Source organism: Anabaena sp. TISTR 8404 (assembly GCF_056847745.1).
On the sequence record NZ_CP180578.1, the window covers coordinates 96777 to 113049 of the forward strand.

Annotated in this window: 13 protein-coding genes; 4 read left to right on the plus strand and 9 right to left on the minus strand. The window is 41.0% G+C overall.

Features of this window, described 5'->3' with window-relative positions; all coding sequences use genetic code 11:
• Window positions 1-85 precede the first annotated feature (85 nt).
• A complete protein-coding gene (locus ACMX3D_RS00545) occupies window positions 86-2218 on the plus strand; it encodes a caspase family protein (RefSeq protein WP_482749552.1) in 2133 nt (710 codons plus the stop codon).
• 113 nt (window positions 2219-2331) lie between these two features.
• Window positions 2332-3174 carry an alpha/beta fold hydrolase gene (locus tag ACMX3D_RS00550; RefSeq protein WP_482749553.1) on the plus strand — a complete coding sequence of 281 codons (843 nt, stop codon included), beginning with the start codon at window positions 2332-2334 and terminating at the stop codon, window positions 3172-3174.
• A gap of 150 nt (window positions 3175-3324) precedes the next feature.
• Here the strand turns inward: ACMX3D_RS00550 and ACMX3D_RS00555 are convergent, their stop codons facing one another.
• The 5 genes from ACMX3D_RS00555 to carA all read right to left on the minus strand — a co-directional run bounded on the left by ACMX3D_RS00555 (window position 3325) and on the right by carA (window position 7471).
• Window positions 3325-3627 carry a DUF1816 domain-containing protein gene (locus ACMX3D_RS00555; protein ID WP_482749554.1) on the minus strand — a complete coding sequence of 101 codons (303 nt, stop codon included), beginning with the start codon at window positions 3625-3627 and terminating at the stop codon, window positions 3325-3327.
• Window positions 3628-3723: 96 nt separating this feature from the next.
• Window positions 3724-4746 (minus strand): 23S rRNA (guanosine(2251)-2'-O)-methyltransferase RlmB, encoded by a 1023-nt coding sequence (gene rlmB / locus ACMX3D_RS00560; RefSeq protein WP_482749555.1) that lies wholly within the window; start codon window positions 4744-4746, stop codon window positions 3724-3726.
• A 99-nt stretch (window positions 4747-4845) separates the two neighbouring features.
• A complete protein-coding gene (locus ACMX3D_RS00565) occupies window positions 4846-5328 on the minus strand; it encodes a Mini-ribonuclease 3 (protein WP_482749556.1) in 483 nt (160 codons plus the stop codon).
• Between the two features lie 420 nt (window positions 5329-5748).
• A complete protein-coding gene (locus tag ACMX3D_RS00570; protein WP_482749557.1) occupies window positions 5749-6135 on the minus strand; it encodes an STAS domain-containing protein in 387 nt (128 codons plus the stop codon).
• 169 nt (window positions 6136-6304) lie between these two features.
• Window positions 6305-7471, minus strand: coding sequence for a glutamine-hydrolyzing carbamoyl-phosphate synthase small subunit (gene carA, locus ACMX3D_RS00575; protein ID WP_482749558.1), 1167 nt, complete (start codon window positions 7469-7471; stop codon window positions 6305-6307).
• Window positions 7472-7693: 222 nt separating this feature from the next.
• Between carA and ACMX3D_RS00580 the strand changes: the two genes are divergently transcribed.
• Window positions 7694-8734, plus strand: coding sequence for a retroviral-like aspartic protease family protein (locus ACMX3D_RS00580; RefSeq protein ID WP_482749559.1), 1041 nt, complete (start codon window positions 7694-7696; stop codon window positions 8732-8734).
• On the opposite strand, the gene trpD is transcribed toward ACMX3D_RS00580, so the two are convergent.
• Both trpD and ACMX3D_RS00590 read right to left on the minus strand, forming a co-directional pair.
• Complete coding sequence (gene trpD, locus ACMX3D_RS00585; protein ID WP_482749560.1) at window positions 8664-9719, minus strand: anthranilate phosphoribosyltransferase; 1056 nt, start codon at window positions 9717-9719, stop codon at window positions 8664-8666. The two genes, ACMX3D_RS00580 and trpD, sit on opposite strands and share 71 nt — an antisense overlap.
• 171 nt (window positions 9720-9890) lie before the next feature.
• Window positions 9891-10709 (minus strand): DNA adenine methylase, encoded by an 819-nt coding sequence (locus ACMX3D_RS00590; RefSeq protein ID WP_482749561.1) that lies wholly within the window; start codon window positions 10707-10709, stop codon window positions 9891-9893.
• Window positions 10710-10780: 71 nt separating this feature from the next.
• Between ACMX3D_RS00590 and ACMX3D_RS00595 the strand changes: the two genes are divergently transcribed.
• Window positions 10781-11500 (plus strand): cytochrome b/b6 domain-containing protein, encoded by a 720-nt coding sequence (locus tag ACMX3D_RS00595; protein ID WP_482749562.1) that lies wholly within the window; start codon window positions 10781-10783, stop codon window positions 11498-11500.
• 175 nt (window positions 11501-11675) lie between these two features.
• On the opposite strand, the gene ACMX3D_RS00600 is transcribed toward ACMX3D_RS00595, so the two are convergent.
• On the minus strand, window positions 11676-12785 hold the full coding sequence (locus ACMX3D_RS00600) for a hypothetical protein (RefSeq protein ID WP_482749563.1): 1110 nt from the start codon (window positions 12783-12785) through the stop codon (window positions 11676-11678).
• An 80-nt stretch (window positions 12786-12865) separates the two neighbouring features.
• A complete protein-coding gene (locus tag ACMX3D_RS00605; RefSeq protein WP_482749564.1) occupies window positions 12866-16249 on the minus strand; it encodes a molecular chaperone in 3384 nt (1127 codons plus the stop codon).
• Between the last annotated feature and the right edge of the window lie 24 nt (window positions 16250-16273).

The following is a 16273-nucleotide window of genomic DNA, read 5'->3' on the forward strand; positions in this document are numbered from 1 at the left end:
GTAAATAGTAAAAACTTTAACTTTACAGTCAAGACTTCAGCCCTTTAAGCTGTTAGCTGACAGGTTGAGGACTGATAGCTAATTTATGAAGCGTCGGACTTTTTTACAAAGGATTGGCTCAATACTCGCGGTGTTGGGTGTAACTGAAGCTGAATTGCTAACTTGGAGCGATCGCTATTCCCAAGCTTTAGCACAACCCACTCCCCGGAAATTAGCATTATTAATCGGCATTAATCAATACCGCAAAAGTCCCTCGCTCAGTGGTTGTCTCACTGATGTTGAACTGCAAAAAGAATTGTTGATTCATCGGTTTGGCTTTTTACCTACAAATATTTTGACGTTAACTGATGAACAAGCCAGCCGTGAATTTATTGAGGCAGCTTTTTTAGATCATCTTGGTAAACAAGTTAAATCTGATGATGTAGTCGTCTTTCACTTTAGCGGTTATGGCACTCGCATCAAATTAAATGATTCCGCAGATACGCTACAAAACGCTTTAGTGCCAACGAACGAAAATTTAGAAATTCAAGATGAAAAGATAGCCACTTATCTGTTAGAAGAAACTCTGTTTTTATTATTGCGATCGCTGCCTACAGAACGCGTCACAGCAGTATTAGATACTAGTTATGATGCTCCTAGTACAATTCAACCAACAGGACTGCGAATTCGCGCTCGTCAAGAGTTAGCCGCAAAGTTAGCAACCGCAGAAATCGAATTTCTCCAGCAACTCAAAACTAAAACTTCTCTCAGCACCGCTGTCATCTTATCTGCAACTTCTGATGCCAAACAGGTAGCAAAGGAAGGACTGTTTTCTGGTTTTAGTGCTGGCTTATTTACTTATGCTTTAACCCAGTATCTCTGGGAAACTACTCCAGCCACAACGCTGCAATTCAGCCTCTCCCATGTGGATAGCGCAATGTACAAATGGGGTAGTAAACAGCAGCCCAATTTAGTTACTGATAAAAAAGTACTGACTAACGAGAATTTGCTGTTAGACCAAAATATCGGTGCAGAAGGAGCAATTATTGCTACAGAAGAAGACGGTAAAACTGTTCAATTGTGGTTAGGAGGAATACCACCACAAGTACTGGAATACTACAGTGCGAATTCTCAATTAACATCTGGGAATGGAGAATCGCTAATATTGCGATCGCGTACAGGGTTAACGGCAAAAGCGCAAATCTCTAGTTTAGAATCAGCAAATCCCCCACAAGTTGGGCAACTTATCCAAGAAGCAGTCCGGGTTTTACCCCGAAATATTAGTTTAAATATAGCCTTAGATTCTGGGCTGGAAAGAATTGAACGAGTAGATGCTACCAGCGCCTTTGCTGCAATGGCATCTATGGTTACTATTGTCACTGGAGAACAACCAGCAGATTACGTGTTTGGTAAACTTTCGCAAACTCCTAGCCGCTACGGTTTATTTGCTGCTGGTGGACAGTTAATTACCAACAGTGCTGGCGAAGTTGGAGAAGCAGTGAAAGTAGCAGTAACGCGACTAGCAGCCAAAATACCCCATCTATTAGCAGCAAAGTTATGGCGACTCACAGAAAATGAAGGTTCTTCCCGTCTATCAATCAAGGGCAGTTTAGAGATAGTTAATGGAATCTCGCCCAAGATAATTGTACAACGCGAAACCTTACGCATTCTTGACACAAAAACGCTAACTAAAAAATCACTCAGCACTCAGCACTCAGCACTCAGCACTCCAGTTATACCGATTGGTAGTCGCATTCAATACCGAATACAAAATAAAAGCGATCGCCCAGTATATTTAATGCTATTAGGTTTGAAAAACTATAGAACTGCGATCGCTTTTTATCCTTGGCAAACCTCGGAAGAACCAAACTCTTCGGAAACTAAACCTCTACTGCAACAAGTGGTGATCCCTGCTGGTGAAACTATCACCTTGCCAAAAAGTGCTGCTACATCTGGATGGACGATTTCAGGGCCAGCTTACGAGTGCGAACACCAATTAATTCTTAGTACTGCACCCTTCAGCGCCACTCTCAAAACTTTAGAAACTGCTAAATATCCCACCGGTGACCAACAACCCATTGGTGCATTGGTAAATCCTGGGGAAATAGCCCAAGCTGTATTGAAAGATTTACATAACGCCACTATCTCTACAGCCGAAATGAATGGTACAGCTACCGATTCCTACATCTTAGATGTGAAGAATTGGGCTAGTTTTAATTTTAATTTTCAAGTCAGCTAATAAAGTGTGAAAGGTGAAGTATGAAATTAATTTCCTGTAAAAAAAATTAAGCTGATAGCATAGCCAAAACTCATCAATCAATCCAAAATCTAAAATCCAAAATCTAAAATTGTATGATTCAAACTGTGGGTGCTGCCAGTCTGAACACCTACGTTCAAGGTCAAGGATTTCCTATTTTAGCGATACATGGTCATCCTGGTTCTGCTCGTAGTCTTTCAGTATTTACCAATCACTTATCAAAACGCTTTCAAACTTTTGCCCCTGATTTGCGTGGCTACGGCAAAAGTCGCTATCAAGGTAATTTTGTCATGCCAGATCATTTAACTGACCTAGAGGCGCTTTTAGACCACTTTCAAATTGAAAAATGCCTGGTATTGGGTTGGTCACTCGGAGGCATTTTAGCAATGGAGTTAGCCTTAAGAATGCCACAGCGCATCACTGGGCTAATTTTGGTAGCCACAGCTGCTAGACCTTATGGCAACCATCCCCCAGTAACTTGGCAGGATAACCTATATACAGGAATTGCCGCTATATTGAATTTAATTAAGCCTAGTTGGCAGTGGAATATTGATACATTTGGCAAGCGATCGCTATTTCGTTACCTGATTCAGCAACATAACGCTACTGCCTATAAATACATCGCCAAAGAAGCTGTACCAGCTTATTGGCAAACCTCGGCTGCTGCGACTCGTGCCTTATCCACTGCCCTACGGTCTAAATACAACCGCTTAACAGAACTAGAGCAGATAAATTGCCCTAGCCTAGTACTAGCAGGCGCTCAAGACCGCCACATCACAGCCGAATCTAGCTTAGAAACTGCCAAACATCTCAAGAATAGTCAGTGGCAATGTTATCCCAATACAGCGCATCTTTTCCCCTGGGAAATTCCGCATCAAGTACTGAGCGACATTGACCAATGGCTAGAAGCCCATCCCCAAATAGTTAGGAGTCAATAGTTTCTAGTTCACAGTTTGTGGTCTTTTAACCCATGACCTAAAAAGAATGAAGAATGAAGCGAAGAATTTTTATTTGCCAGCCCCATCACCTGATAGTTAAGGTAATTTCATACTTCATCCTTCATACTTCATACTTCAATTGAGCCTAAATTACATCTGACCGCTAAAGGCAGGCTTTACTTTGCGGTCAATCCGTTCCCCCAGGTCTTCGGCAATTGTCAAATTATTTGGTTTGCAGCGTTTCACATTCACTTGTATTCCTTGTGCGCCTTCAAGCTCTAAATCTTCTACGTAGCCTTTCAGAGCTAATTTGGCATCAGCAGAAGTGAGAAATGGCCCAAAATAGTAAGTGCAACGGGGGCTTTGTGTGACAATCTCTACCCACCAAGCTAATCCGAGACTATTAAATGTGTTGATTAAAGCTTCTTTCATGTTGTACCCGATGGTTTTCATGGTAGTTGCTGGTTGATCAAACTGGTAGTGGTTGTTAGATACTACGCTGCTATTTTGTTTGATTTACATTTCTTTATACTCTTTTGCTCTTTTTTTTCAAAGAGGTTTTTGTAACTTATCTAGATACAAAGTGTTCAAAGAACGTTGGCGATAAACCTCATAAAGTGCCATCCCAGCGGCAACTGAGGCATTTAGACTAGGGGTTTTTCCTTGTAAGGGAATTGACACCAAAACATCACATGCACGTTGAGTTAGCAAGCTTAAACCTTCACCTTCTGAACCGATAACTAAAACTACAGGCCCGGTTAATCGCACTGTATGTATAGGTTCGCTACCTGTAGCAGCGGTACCATAAATCCAAAAACCAGCTTCTTTAAGCTCTTCCAAAGCACGGCTCAGGTTAATTACTCTAGCTACGGCAAAGTTTTCTAAAGCTCCTGCTGCTACTTTTACCACTGTTGAGGTGATACCAACAGCCCTCCTTTGGGGGATGACTAAACCCTGAGCGCCAATTGCTTCAGCTGTACGGATAATAGCTCCCAAGTTGTGGGGGTCAGTGATCCCTTCAGCTACGACAATCACGGGATCGTTGGCGACAGATTTTGCTTTGGCTATTAAGTCTGGTAGTTCCAGGTAAGAGTAAGGTGCAATTTGGGCTGCAATACCTTGGTGATTAGCGCCTTCGGTAATTTGGTCTAAGCGCTTAGGGTCTACTTCATCGATAACTGTGCCATGCTCTTTTGCTTGGAGCAGCAAATTGTGAAATCGGGGATCGTAGCGTAACCGAGGTGTCACCCAAATGCGATTCAGTTCCCGTTGATTTTCTAAAGCACTTAAGACTGGATGACGACCGTAGATGAGATCGCTATCTTCTGTATTTTTAACAATAGGAGATGGCAAAGAGAAGTGAGGCTTTGAGTGCGAATTCTTCGGAGTAGGATGATTATCCCGCTCTTCCAGTTTGGCTTTGCGGATGGGACTACCAACAAGATTATTTTCTCGATCTCCTGGTTTGGCTTTCCGAATAGGATTACCAATAAAACGCTTGCTTTTAATTTTCACAGTTCGCCCACGATTGGGTTCACCAGAGGTCTGGAGTTTTTTTGGTTTACTAGTCATAATGAGTTTCAATTTATTAACTTAAAAGTAGGCATCCTGAAATTCTTAAAGGTGCTAACCCGAACACACCAATTTTTTTTACTCACCAGGTTAGATTTCTCACTCTTGTTCGAGATAAAGTTTCTGCAACAATTCGGTTAAGCGTGGGATATCGGTAAGATACAAATAACCAATCAAAGTTTCTAAGCTGGTTGCCTGTTGATAAATTTCGGGAGCAAGGCGCTTAGGTCGTCCTGTAGAAGCATTACGCCCCCTGCGGACAATTTCTAGTTCGGCTTCCCTCAGATGAGGAATCAGCGATCGCAAATGTAGGGCTTGTGTCTCCGCTCTCACCTGGGCCACTACCAAACGGTGGTAAGTTTCTAGCCGCTGTAATGGCAATAGATAGAATATCCTAGCATAAAGCTCGTAAATTGCGTCTCCTACATATGCTAAAGCAGCAGGAGAAATTTGCTGCACTTGTGTTGGGGAAATTTCTTGGTGTAGTTGCACTGTGTTTGCTAAACAGGCTTGAATCCAAGATGAATCAGATGTCGGAGGTTCATCTTGTCTATCTGTTGGCTCTGCCGCCTGGGAGTTCACAAATTCATCATTCCTTAACAGAATACTCTTGGATGTTTGATTTTTCTTTAAAATGCTGAGAATATCTTACGTAGCACAATATATACTATCAGGATTGCCCAATTAATTCTATCTTTTCCGTTGCTAGTTTGCATATTTAGGAAACAGGGAACAGGGAACAGGGAACAGTAAGAGTTCTTTGGACTGATCCTAAACCGAAGGGGGATGTTAACTAACTTTTCGGTTTTCCTTGTTATTCTCCGTTCTTTGTTCTCTATTTCCTATCTCGAAGAAATTTATTAATTATTTAAATATTGGTATATCAAGATGGCTGGTTTTTATACCTCTCTCACAAGGAGAGAGGTTAGCGTCCAGCTTTTATAAAAATTAAGCTATCCAGATAAACATCGGATAGCTGAATTTCACCCTCAGGTCAAACTATCAAGACTCCTTGATGTTTTCTAGAGCCGCGTCCACTGTGGTTTGCAGAGAGAGAAACTTCTCTAAGCGAACAAGTTTGACCGTTTGGGTGACACGGGCATTAGTGACAATTTGCAAGGTGCCTTCAGCGTTTTGAGCCTGCTTGGCCAGCTGTACCAAGGCTCCCAAGCCAGAGCTATCAACAAAGTCAATTTGTGAGAGATCCAGAATAATGTGCTTTGGCCCCTCGTCAATTTTACTACCTAGTACCTTGCGAAATGTCGGTTCAGAAAAGGCATCTAACAAACCTGTGAGGCGGAAGAGCTGATAGTTATCCCGGGCTTCACGAGTGCCTCTCAGGCTTACGGTTAGATTAAGTGGCTCAGCAATAATTCCCTCCTCAATCATTAAAGTGAACGCTCAAGTATAGATGGTTTTTATGCACGTTGTCTACAACCTGCTGAGATAGCAGAGTATAGGCAAAGTAAAAAGTAAAAAGTAAAAAGTAAAAAATCTTTTGACTTTTGCCTTTTAACTTTTGAGTTTGGCAGTCTCCCATCTAGCACTTTTTATATTTTTACTTAACCTCAGCGTTAGTAACTGTGCGTAGTGATCGCATTGCTTGTACAAATTGCTCAAATAAGTAATCAGCATCATGGGGGCCGGGGCTGGCTTCAGGGTGATACTGTACCGAGAATATGGGCAAAGTCTTATGACGGACACCAGCGACGGTGCGATCGTTCAAGTTCAGGTGGCTGATTTCAACAACGGTCTCAGGTAAAGTATCTGGGTTAATTGCAAAACTGTGGTTTTGACTGGTAATTTCTATCCGGCGTTGTAAACCCGCAGGCTGATTTAAACCCCGATGGCCGAATTTGAGTTTAAAAGTTTCTGCGCCTAGGGCGTGTCCCAAAATTTGGTGTCCCATACAAATACCAAACATGGGTTTTTGGCTGTCTAACAGTGCTTTGACGGTTTCAATACCTTCTGTGACGGCGGCTGGATCGCCAGGGCCGTTGGAAAGAAAGATGCCATCTGGGTTATAGCTGAGAATTTCTTCTGGTGGGGTATTTACCGGAACAACTATCACGCGACAACCATAACTAGCCAAACGGCGCAAAATATTGCGCTTCACGCCAAAGTCAATGGCAACAACGGTGAAGGTTTCTTCGCCATTGGTAATGTTTTCTGGGTTGAATTCCCAATCAGGGATTGTTGGTTCTGACCATTCATACACTTGGGAAGTGGTGACTTCCTTGGCTAGATTTAAGCCAGCCATATTCGGAAATGCTTGGACTTGTTCTAGTAATTCGGCTTCATCGAGAATTTCTGTAGAAATCCCACCGTTCATTGCGCCGAACATCCGAATTTTGCGGGTAAGGGCGCGGGTATCAATGCCGTAGATACCGGGAATTTGGTGTTGTTTGAGATAGTCAGGTAAAGATTGTGTCGATCGCCAGTTACTCGGTTTATGACAAATATTGCGAGCGATCGCTCCCCGCACTTGCGGCCGCAGCGATTCTTCATCTTCAGGATTAACGCCTGTGTTCCCTAATTCAGGATAGGTAAAAATCACAATTTGACCGCAGTAACTAGGGTCGGTTAATACTTCTTGATATCCGGTCATGCCAGTGTTAAACACCACTTCCCCGATGGTGGTTCCCGTCGCACCGAAAGACCAACCACGGTAAGCAGTGCCATCTGCCAAGACAAGTAAAGCAGGTATTGCGTCAGACAGGGACATAGGCGATAGATTAGGGATGGGGTAAGCATGAAGTCTGAAGTGTGAAGTTTGAAATATGAGATTTTTACTTCGGCACTGCGTCTTCATCCTAAAAAAGTGTAAATCATCAAATGCAAAGTCTTACACTTCATACTTCATAATTCATACTTCATAATTTTTTCAGGGTAATCGTTGGCAGAAGTGGTTTTGCAGTTGTTTGGGTAGGTAAAATAGATATCAATTATGCGTCAGTCTTTTTTATCTCGTGCAGCCCTGATTTTTCTCTCAAGCGCTTTAGCCGTTTTGGGTGTTGCCTGTAGTGAAGACAAACAAACTACTGAGACTGTTGGTAATCAACAATCTGTGGTTACTGACAATTTATCAGTACAGCCACCTGTCGAATCAGCAGCCCCATTAACCAGCCCAAAACCTGAAGCACTGCCGCCGTCGGAACTTGAGCCAAGTTCTTTTGAGTTGGGATTAGACAAAGCCGCAGGAGCCGTGAGTATTAGCCAATCGGCTCAATCGGTTCAAGATTGGAATTTGGTGGCACATCAGTTTCAGGAGGCGATCGCCCTTATGGAGCAAGTCAGTCGCCAAAGTCCTGATTTTGTTACTGCTCAAGGAAAAATTGTCGAATACCAGCGCAAGGTTAAGTACGCATTGCAAAAGGCAAATCCTAATTTGCAGCCGCCATCAGCCGACAATCAAAAGATAGTAGTGGCGGTTCCTCAGCCAAAAACTGCGGCCAAATTTGTGCCACAACCGATCCCAACCAGACAACCACCACAACAGCGCGTTTTTTCCTCAGCAGAAATTATACCTCCAGAAAAAGATGTGTTTGTTGTGCCAATTAAACGGCGAGTTGGTGGGACACCGATTGTTGAAGTCACTTTCAACGGTCAGCAGAAATTCGACATGATTGTGGATACAGGAGCCAGTGGTACTGTCATTACTCAGCAAATGGCTAACGACTTGGGGATCATTCCTGTAGGTAAAGCCAAAGCTAATACTGCCAGTTCCAGAGCCGTAGAATTTCCTGTGGGTTATGTGGATTCAATGGCAATTAGTGGGGTAAAAGTGAATCGAGTGCCAGTTGCGATCGCAGGGACAGAATTAGAAACTGGTTTGTTAGGACATGACTTTTTTGGTAACTACGATGTCACCATTAAACGTAATGTTGTTGAGTTCCGTCCCCAATCGCATTCAGAAGTCAATTCGATAGAAATTGAACCAGTTCCTCCAACTTCGCCCAAGAACTCCCGCTCTGTAGAATTTCCTTAGCGACACTCACACCTTGCGCATGATCTAGCAATGGGATCGCACCTGCAACTTGTAGCGCTAACGAAGCATTTAACGCTACGGCATCTTGTTGTGCTGTTGTTCCTTTACCTTGCAGCACAGCCTTGAGAATTTCGGCATTTTCCTGCACATCTCCACCTTTCAACGCGTCTATAGAGACAGGTGTTACACCGACTTCTTGGGGATTGATCGTAGTTAACTGCACTTTACCATCAGATAACACAGCTAAGTCAGTTAAATCTCCTAAACTTACTTCATCAATTCTTTCGCGCCCATGCAAAACGATCGCTTTTTGTTTGCCCAGATTATGTAATGCTTGAGCGACAGTTTCTAAAAGTTTGGGTGTGAATAACCCCACTACTTGCCCAGTCGGACGCAAGGGATTGACTAACGGCCCCAGTAAGTTGAAAACAGTCCGAATTCTGAGATTCCGGCGCAATTGCGCTACTGATTTCAAAGCTGGATGCCAACCAGGGGCAAACAAAAAGGTGATCCCGACTTCTTGTAATGCTGCTTGGACTTTTTCGCTAGGAGCGCTTAAGTTGACACCCAATGCTTCTAACACATCCGCGCTACCTGTCAAACTAGAAGCGGAACGATTACCATGTTTAGCTACGGGTACACCGTAAGCCGCCACCACAAAAGCTACCGCCGTAGAAATATTAAAAGTCGATGAACCGTCGCCACCAGTACCGCAGGTGTCTATGACAGTGCTGAGTGCTGAGGATTGAGTGCTGAGTGGTCTACTCTGAGATTGTAGGACTTCAGCCATACCAGTTAATTCTTCGGCGGAAACGCCTTTAAAATTGAGGGCTGTTAAAATTGCTCCTGATAACTCTGGAGGAACGGCTTCACTCAGCCACCCTTGCATTAATTCCGCTGCTTGGGGGCGAGTCAAAGATTGACCATCTATTAATTGCTGTAGCAGAATATACCAACTTGTAGAAAGTTCTGGGGAAGTTGTCATAGCTAGGGTTTTAAGTGATGAAATGCGATCGCCGAAGCTGACTGAAAAGGATACATGGCAGCTATCGTACCGGAAAATGAGCAGCTATAGCAGGTGAAAGGTTATGGGTTACAGGAATGCAAGCTTGGTGGTGTCTAAGTTTTATCGGAGGAGTTACATAAATTTTGTTTCTCAATTCTTGAGAAGTTCATAGTTAGTAATAAATAATTCTTTTCCTTTAGCTGCACCATTCTGCTTATAGTTATTCATGCCATACTGCAATTCCCACTCAAAAATATTTGCCCATTTAAAATTATTCCGTATTTGCGAAGAATCATCGTAAGTAATGAGCCAACGATGATGACATTGTTTTAAACTTTCAGCAAATCTTTGATGATCAAAAGATGTGTGCAAGTCACCGTCTTTACCATATAGCTTAGATTTGGTAGCACTAAAATAAGGTGGATCTAAAAATAAAAATACATTTTCACCTTTTTCATTCAGCAGGTAACTATAGTCTAAGTTGGTAATTTTGATATCTGCTGTTAAGATTGACTCTAGTTTTTCTAGTCGTTCTATTGATGAATATGTAAATCTTTTAGCAAAAGCTTCTTGAGAAAAACCACCAGATTCTATGGTGCCTGAAAAAGTGATTCTGTTGAGGACAAAAAAGCGCACTGCCCTTTCTAAATCAGATAAGCTTTTTACGTCCACATTATTTAATTCTGTAAATAATAATTTACCATTTGTATATTGAGTTTTAATTTGGTGTATTTCTTGAACTAACAAAGATATATCAGATTGAGCTATTTTCCAAAATAAGAATAGCTCAGTATTTAAATCATTAATCCAAATTTTTAAATTTGGATATTTTTGTTTTAAGTAAATAAATACAGAACCACCGCCGACAAAAGGTTCTCGAAATTCTGAGAAATTATCTGGTAAGTATTCAGAAATTTGTTTTATCGCTTTGGATTTACCTCCGGGGTAACGTAGCGGACTTTTGAGCATGATCAATGATTTAGGCGATCGCACTTTCTCTTAAAATATCTTTATAGTTTTTGTTTAGCATAGCTACTTTTATGCCTCGTTCTGTTCCCTATCAACCGTTATTGTTGCGAATGCTGCATGGCGTGAGTGGAATTTTAGCGATCGCAGCAATCATTACCGGATTCCTAGTTTACAATACCTACGATGGGCGATTTGGTAAAATCCCATTTCCACAACTGGGCGATATTCAAGGGATTCATGGCACTTTTGCCTTATTTTTCTTGATTGTGCTACCAGCATTTGCACTTTACAGCTTTCATGCTGGGAATAAGCGACTCATTCAACAAAATTCCTGGAAACAACTCAGCCAAGTTGGTAAACCAATTTGGTGGGTGAGTTTGCAAAGACTAGCTAACACTCTCATGCTAGTTGCTTCAGTTTTTTCCGTAGTTTCTGGCAGGATGATGAAAGAAGAATGGCTTCCTGCTGGAAAAATTGATCATATTTGGTATGAGTTACATCTTATCGCTTGGTGTGTGATAGTTGGCTGTTTAGCTATTCATCTTTTAATGTCTATTAAAGTGGGTGGTGTGCCATTATTATTGTCTATTTTTTCTTTGCAAGTTCGCTCAGAAGATAGTCCTAGTCAATGGGTTAATCGTTACCGTATTTGGTGGAGTAGCTTGCAAACTAACTTTGGGGAAGGAATTAATCAATTGTTAGATAATAATTTAACCCTGAGAATTATTGAGGCGTTTGTATTGATTGGAGTTATTGTTGCATTTCTCTTACCTCTATTTTTCTCGGAATAGTAAGATTTACTTAATAGATTGTGAATAATAAAACTGTTAAATCTCACGCAAAGGCAAGGCAGCGCGTTGGGTGGGTTTCCCGACTTGTAGCGACTGCCGCGCAAAGGCGCAAAGAGTGTTTATTTCTTTACTCTCTATGTTCTCTGTGCCTCTGTGGTGCGTTGAAATAATTCTATTAACGTAGTGAACGAAATATTACACGCCCGGGAAATTCTTCTTGATTAATGCGTGCATACACTCGCAGACAAGTTAACACTTCTCCAGGAATACCGCCACAATTTAGTTGCAAATCATCTTTGGAAAAAGCACATATATCAGCATAGAGTCCTGAGAGTTGGCGAATTCTCACATTGTGACCTGACTTATTGGCTTTGTCAGCAATTTTTTTGAGGGTTCGTCGTGATTCTTGCTGTAATTTTCCCCACCATGAATAACGTTCAACGGGTGGGATAAATACTAATGAATGTATTGCTTCATCCATATCAATCCATGCACGTACAATAGCTAATATTTCGTTATTTTCTTCTACTTTTTGGGTACGGTTGAAGCGGGCTGTTAAAGCTTCTATATATTGTTGTTGCTGTTCTGGTTTGGAGTTTAAAGAAATAATATCAAAACTAAAAACACTTTTTAAGGCGTGATGTAAATCTGGTTCTATTTCGATAAATTTTAGATATAAACTTACGAAACTAGCTAGTAAGTATAAATCTTCTGAACCACTAGTTGGAGTAAATTTTGACTTTAAAAATTCTTTTGGAGATAAACATAAACCCTGAACACTAACACTACCTTTGAGTCCAGGATAAATTATTTCATCTCTGATGAAGGGAAGTTGATAGAGGTTATAATTATCTTCTATTGCACCAATTTCTTGAGCTAAATCTAAAGCACGTTGTTGCCAAAAGGCAGCTAAATCATCGGGAATTCGCAGCACTTTCCGGTGAATTTCATTCCATAAATCAGCATCAGTTTGGCTTTGTAATTGTGAATCTCCTAAATATAAACTTAGTTCTGAGTCAGCATTCCAAGCATCCCGGAGATGATTTAGTTTTAACTCATCTGAAGATTGGATAATAAGCGTTTTTTCTTGTTCAATTTCTGGCGGTACAGGTTGCAACAAACTTTCGATTTCTTGCAGCAGTTCTGCGCATACTTCAGCGCCGGGATCTTGGGGTAATTCTGTACGCGCTTGATTTAATGCAGCCTCTAGTCCATGCAAGCTATACCGCAGTAACTTGGCTATCTCGGAGTTTTCTATTTGTAATAGCTGACGTAGATGCTGCATGAATATCACCTTTTTTTATCTCGCGCAGAGACGCAGAGTTTCGTTAGCGTCTTTGCGCCTTTGCGCGAAACAATTAATTATTAATGTATGCCACAGAAGGGATCGCGTTCTTTATCTACTTCGTTAGGTTGTAACTCTAACTCAGCACGGTAAACACAGCCTTCTTGTTTTAAACATTCTTGACTTGTGGATGTCCAGTAGGGAACTTCGCCAGGGTGCATCCGCAGGATACCTTTGTTGTCAAGGGTGACGCGATATTGGCAAGGGTAGTCTGTGGTGACAGATGGTTTACTGAGTGAACCGATACGTATCCATTTTTTTCTGTTAGTTTCTGTGTCTGTTTGATAAACGTAAAATGTATGTTGACCAGTGTAAGGAAATGGAGGTAAGGGATTACTAATTAAACCTTTTCCTGGTTGCGGCGAACCATCGCGGAGATAATGAAATTCGTGCAGAGATTTGTGATCGTTTTGGTCTATTTCAAAGACTAAATGATAGGCATTGGGTTGATCAACGGTTGCTGACTCGATGACATTGACTGCTATATCACCATCGGTTAAGTCTTTATTTGGTCGTTCTACGGCGATGTTCCATTTTAATTTACCATCAGCAAATAGTGTTGTTTCAGAGGCTGCTGATATTGCTGAACCAACATCAATACCGGGAACATCTATTAAATAATGTGGATTACCTTGACACAGTAAGACGCTAAATTGTAGTGTCTGGTCAATTTCAAATTGAACTTTGATTTTTTTGAGGAACTCTGCTTCATCCATTCCCAATTTTTCCATGAGATGTTTACCGTCGAAGCTTCCCCAAAGCCGTAAATCACCGTCTTCGTAGTCTTGGCGATAAATGATATTGGTTAACTGTATTCCTTGCCAAGTTGTGCGCACTTTTGCAACGGTTTCCCAAGATGCAAGTTGATAGAGTTCTTGTCCGGCTTTGAATATTGGTAAGAGTTCGTTGCTTTGGGTTTTACGTTTGAAGTTGCAAGGTAAATAATAAAATAGGTTTTTTACATCAATTTCTAATTGATTCGCGCCTTTTTGTAGCAGTGCTTTTGATTCTTCTGGGTCGAATCTTAACCTGCGTAGCTTTTCGGCATAACACGCGCCTGCTGAGGTAGCTAGTTTGGTAAATTCTAAAACAAAGGTAATTCTTTCTGGGTTCCAAACGAAGTAGGGAGACTTGCTAAATTCTTGATAAATATGACGTTGTACTAAGTCGAGATTGCAAGTTTTTCCTGACAGAATTAGCCAGTCAACTTTGTGTGTGTTCCAAGAATCTATGGTGTTATCTTCTGAACGCAAGCGGCTTTCCATTAAGCCTTTAGCAATACCAATTGCTTCTTTAATTGCGGATGTGGCGACGCGTTCAAATTGTTGATTATCTAAGGTGACAGAAATAGTATCTGGGTTGTGGATTTGATATTTGATTGCGCTTTGGGTGAGAAGTTCGGCAATTTGTTGTTCAGAGATTGTAAAGGTTAAAAGTGAATTATCGGCTGGTGGTTTTTGTCCGAGTTTGAGTTTGGCTGCTTCTGCATGTTCCCAAAGAGTATAGAAAGTTTGTAGGCGTTGGGGTGCTTGCTGCCAACGGGTCGGTAATACTTTTTCGGCTGTATCTAAGGCATCTTTATAAGCTGCATCACCTTCGGGATTTTCTCTATCTAAGCATTTTAATAAGCTGCCTGTTTTGAATTTACCTTGTTCTAAAAAACGCTCGTTTAATTCAGAACTAATAAAGTCTTCTAGTTTTTCGCTGTCGATATCACCTCTGGTAACTGCTGTTAAGAGAAAATCTGCGATCGCAACTTTTAATAACCGAAATACTCGCAGGGTAATTAATTCACCACCCAATTGCAAATGTCCCGATGAACCTAATAGTTTCGGAGTCAATTTATAGTAACGTCCACCTAAACCTCGGTCTTCGTTACTGGCAAAGAAAGGTGTTTTATCTTCTAAGGTTAATTCAATTAATGCTAAGTCTGTTGTGCCGCCACCAATATCTAAAACTAATACATTTTGTGACCATTTATTGCCATCGCGGCGACAACGAGTTTTGAAAGATTCAATACCAATGTTGAGATTCCCACCAAATTCTCGCCACAGGAAAAATATTGCTACAGAAACAGCTTCATCATAAGCAGTTTGAACATCATCAATTCCTAATTGTTCAACTAATTGCTTAACTTCTTTGCGAACAACTGGCGGTGCAACAGTAGGATAGGTAACAACTGCGCTTAAAAATTCACCTTCAGAAAATCTACGTCTAGCGCGTTGGCGATAGTCTTCAGTTAATTCAATTAAATGCGCCCAAGCTGCTTGAATTAATTGATTAACATTAATACTTGCTTCTGTATCTTCTAAGATTACGGGGAATGTTCTATTCTGTCCAAAATAACGCTTGGGTGAATGGTGAAAACGGCTGATAATTTCTTTTAAAGAACTGCTTGTTCCTTGTGCGATCGCTCTTTTTCTATTATCTCTGGCTTCTCGTCCCATTCTCAGTTTTAATACTTCTAAATTAGAAATTTCTAACTCGCTAGGAATTTCTGTATCGCGGCGGTCAATATCGAGAACTACTGGAATTAAATTTTGTGATTCTAATGTCGGAACGCGAAAGACTTCATGATAAATTTGATATAATTTCTTACTAGCTGCTCGTTGAAATTTTTCGCTATTACCTAAAGATAATTCGATTTGGCGAATTGCTTCTAAAAATTTTTCTTTGTTATCACTTTCAAAAATTTCGCTTAAGCGGCTAGGGTCAATTTCTAAATTTTTACTAATATCAATAATAAATTTCTCCCACTCAGCTTCGCTGATATCTGGAAGCGCTTCGGAAGCAGGAGAATTAAGCCATTGTGCCAGGCGATCGCGCAGTCTTAATTCTTGTTCTCGTGGTAAAATTTCAGCAATTGGTACTTCTATAGGGTCGAAAAGTGTCACGGTAGAATTCGACGTACCAAAATCTAAAGCAAACCATCCTGGAAATCTTTTTTGTGGTTGATGATGAACTGGTTGTTCAGCAGAGTTTGGTAGTGACACAGAATTCATAATTTGTGCTTCAGAAGTTGATGGTGTCCATAAATAGCAAACAGCTTGAACTTGTCTAGGTTCAGATAATAGCGGTTCTCCCGAAAAGTCGGAATCAAAATACTCAACAATTACCTGCAATGTACAGTTGATAGGTTCTGTTAAAGGTTTTTCTAATTTACAAGGATATTGTTCTAATTGCCCGATTTGTGAAATTTTTGGTGTGACAGCATCAAATGGTTTATATGCTTTTTGAATTTGGTTTGTTAGTTCACTGGGAGTACCTTTTACGGAGAAATTGATGCGGGCAATGTGCGGTACATTGTTTCCAATAGCAACTAGTTGAATGCTGGGAAGTTCTAAATATTCGTTTTCGTTTATTTGGACTTGAAAGCGTGGTGGGAGACGAATTTCTACTGGCATTTTTATTTTCCTTTTTTATCTCAC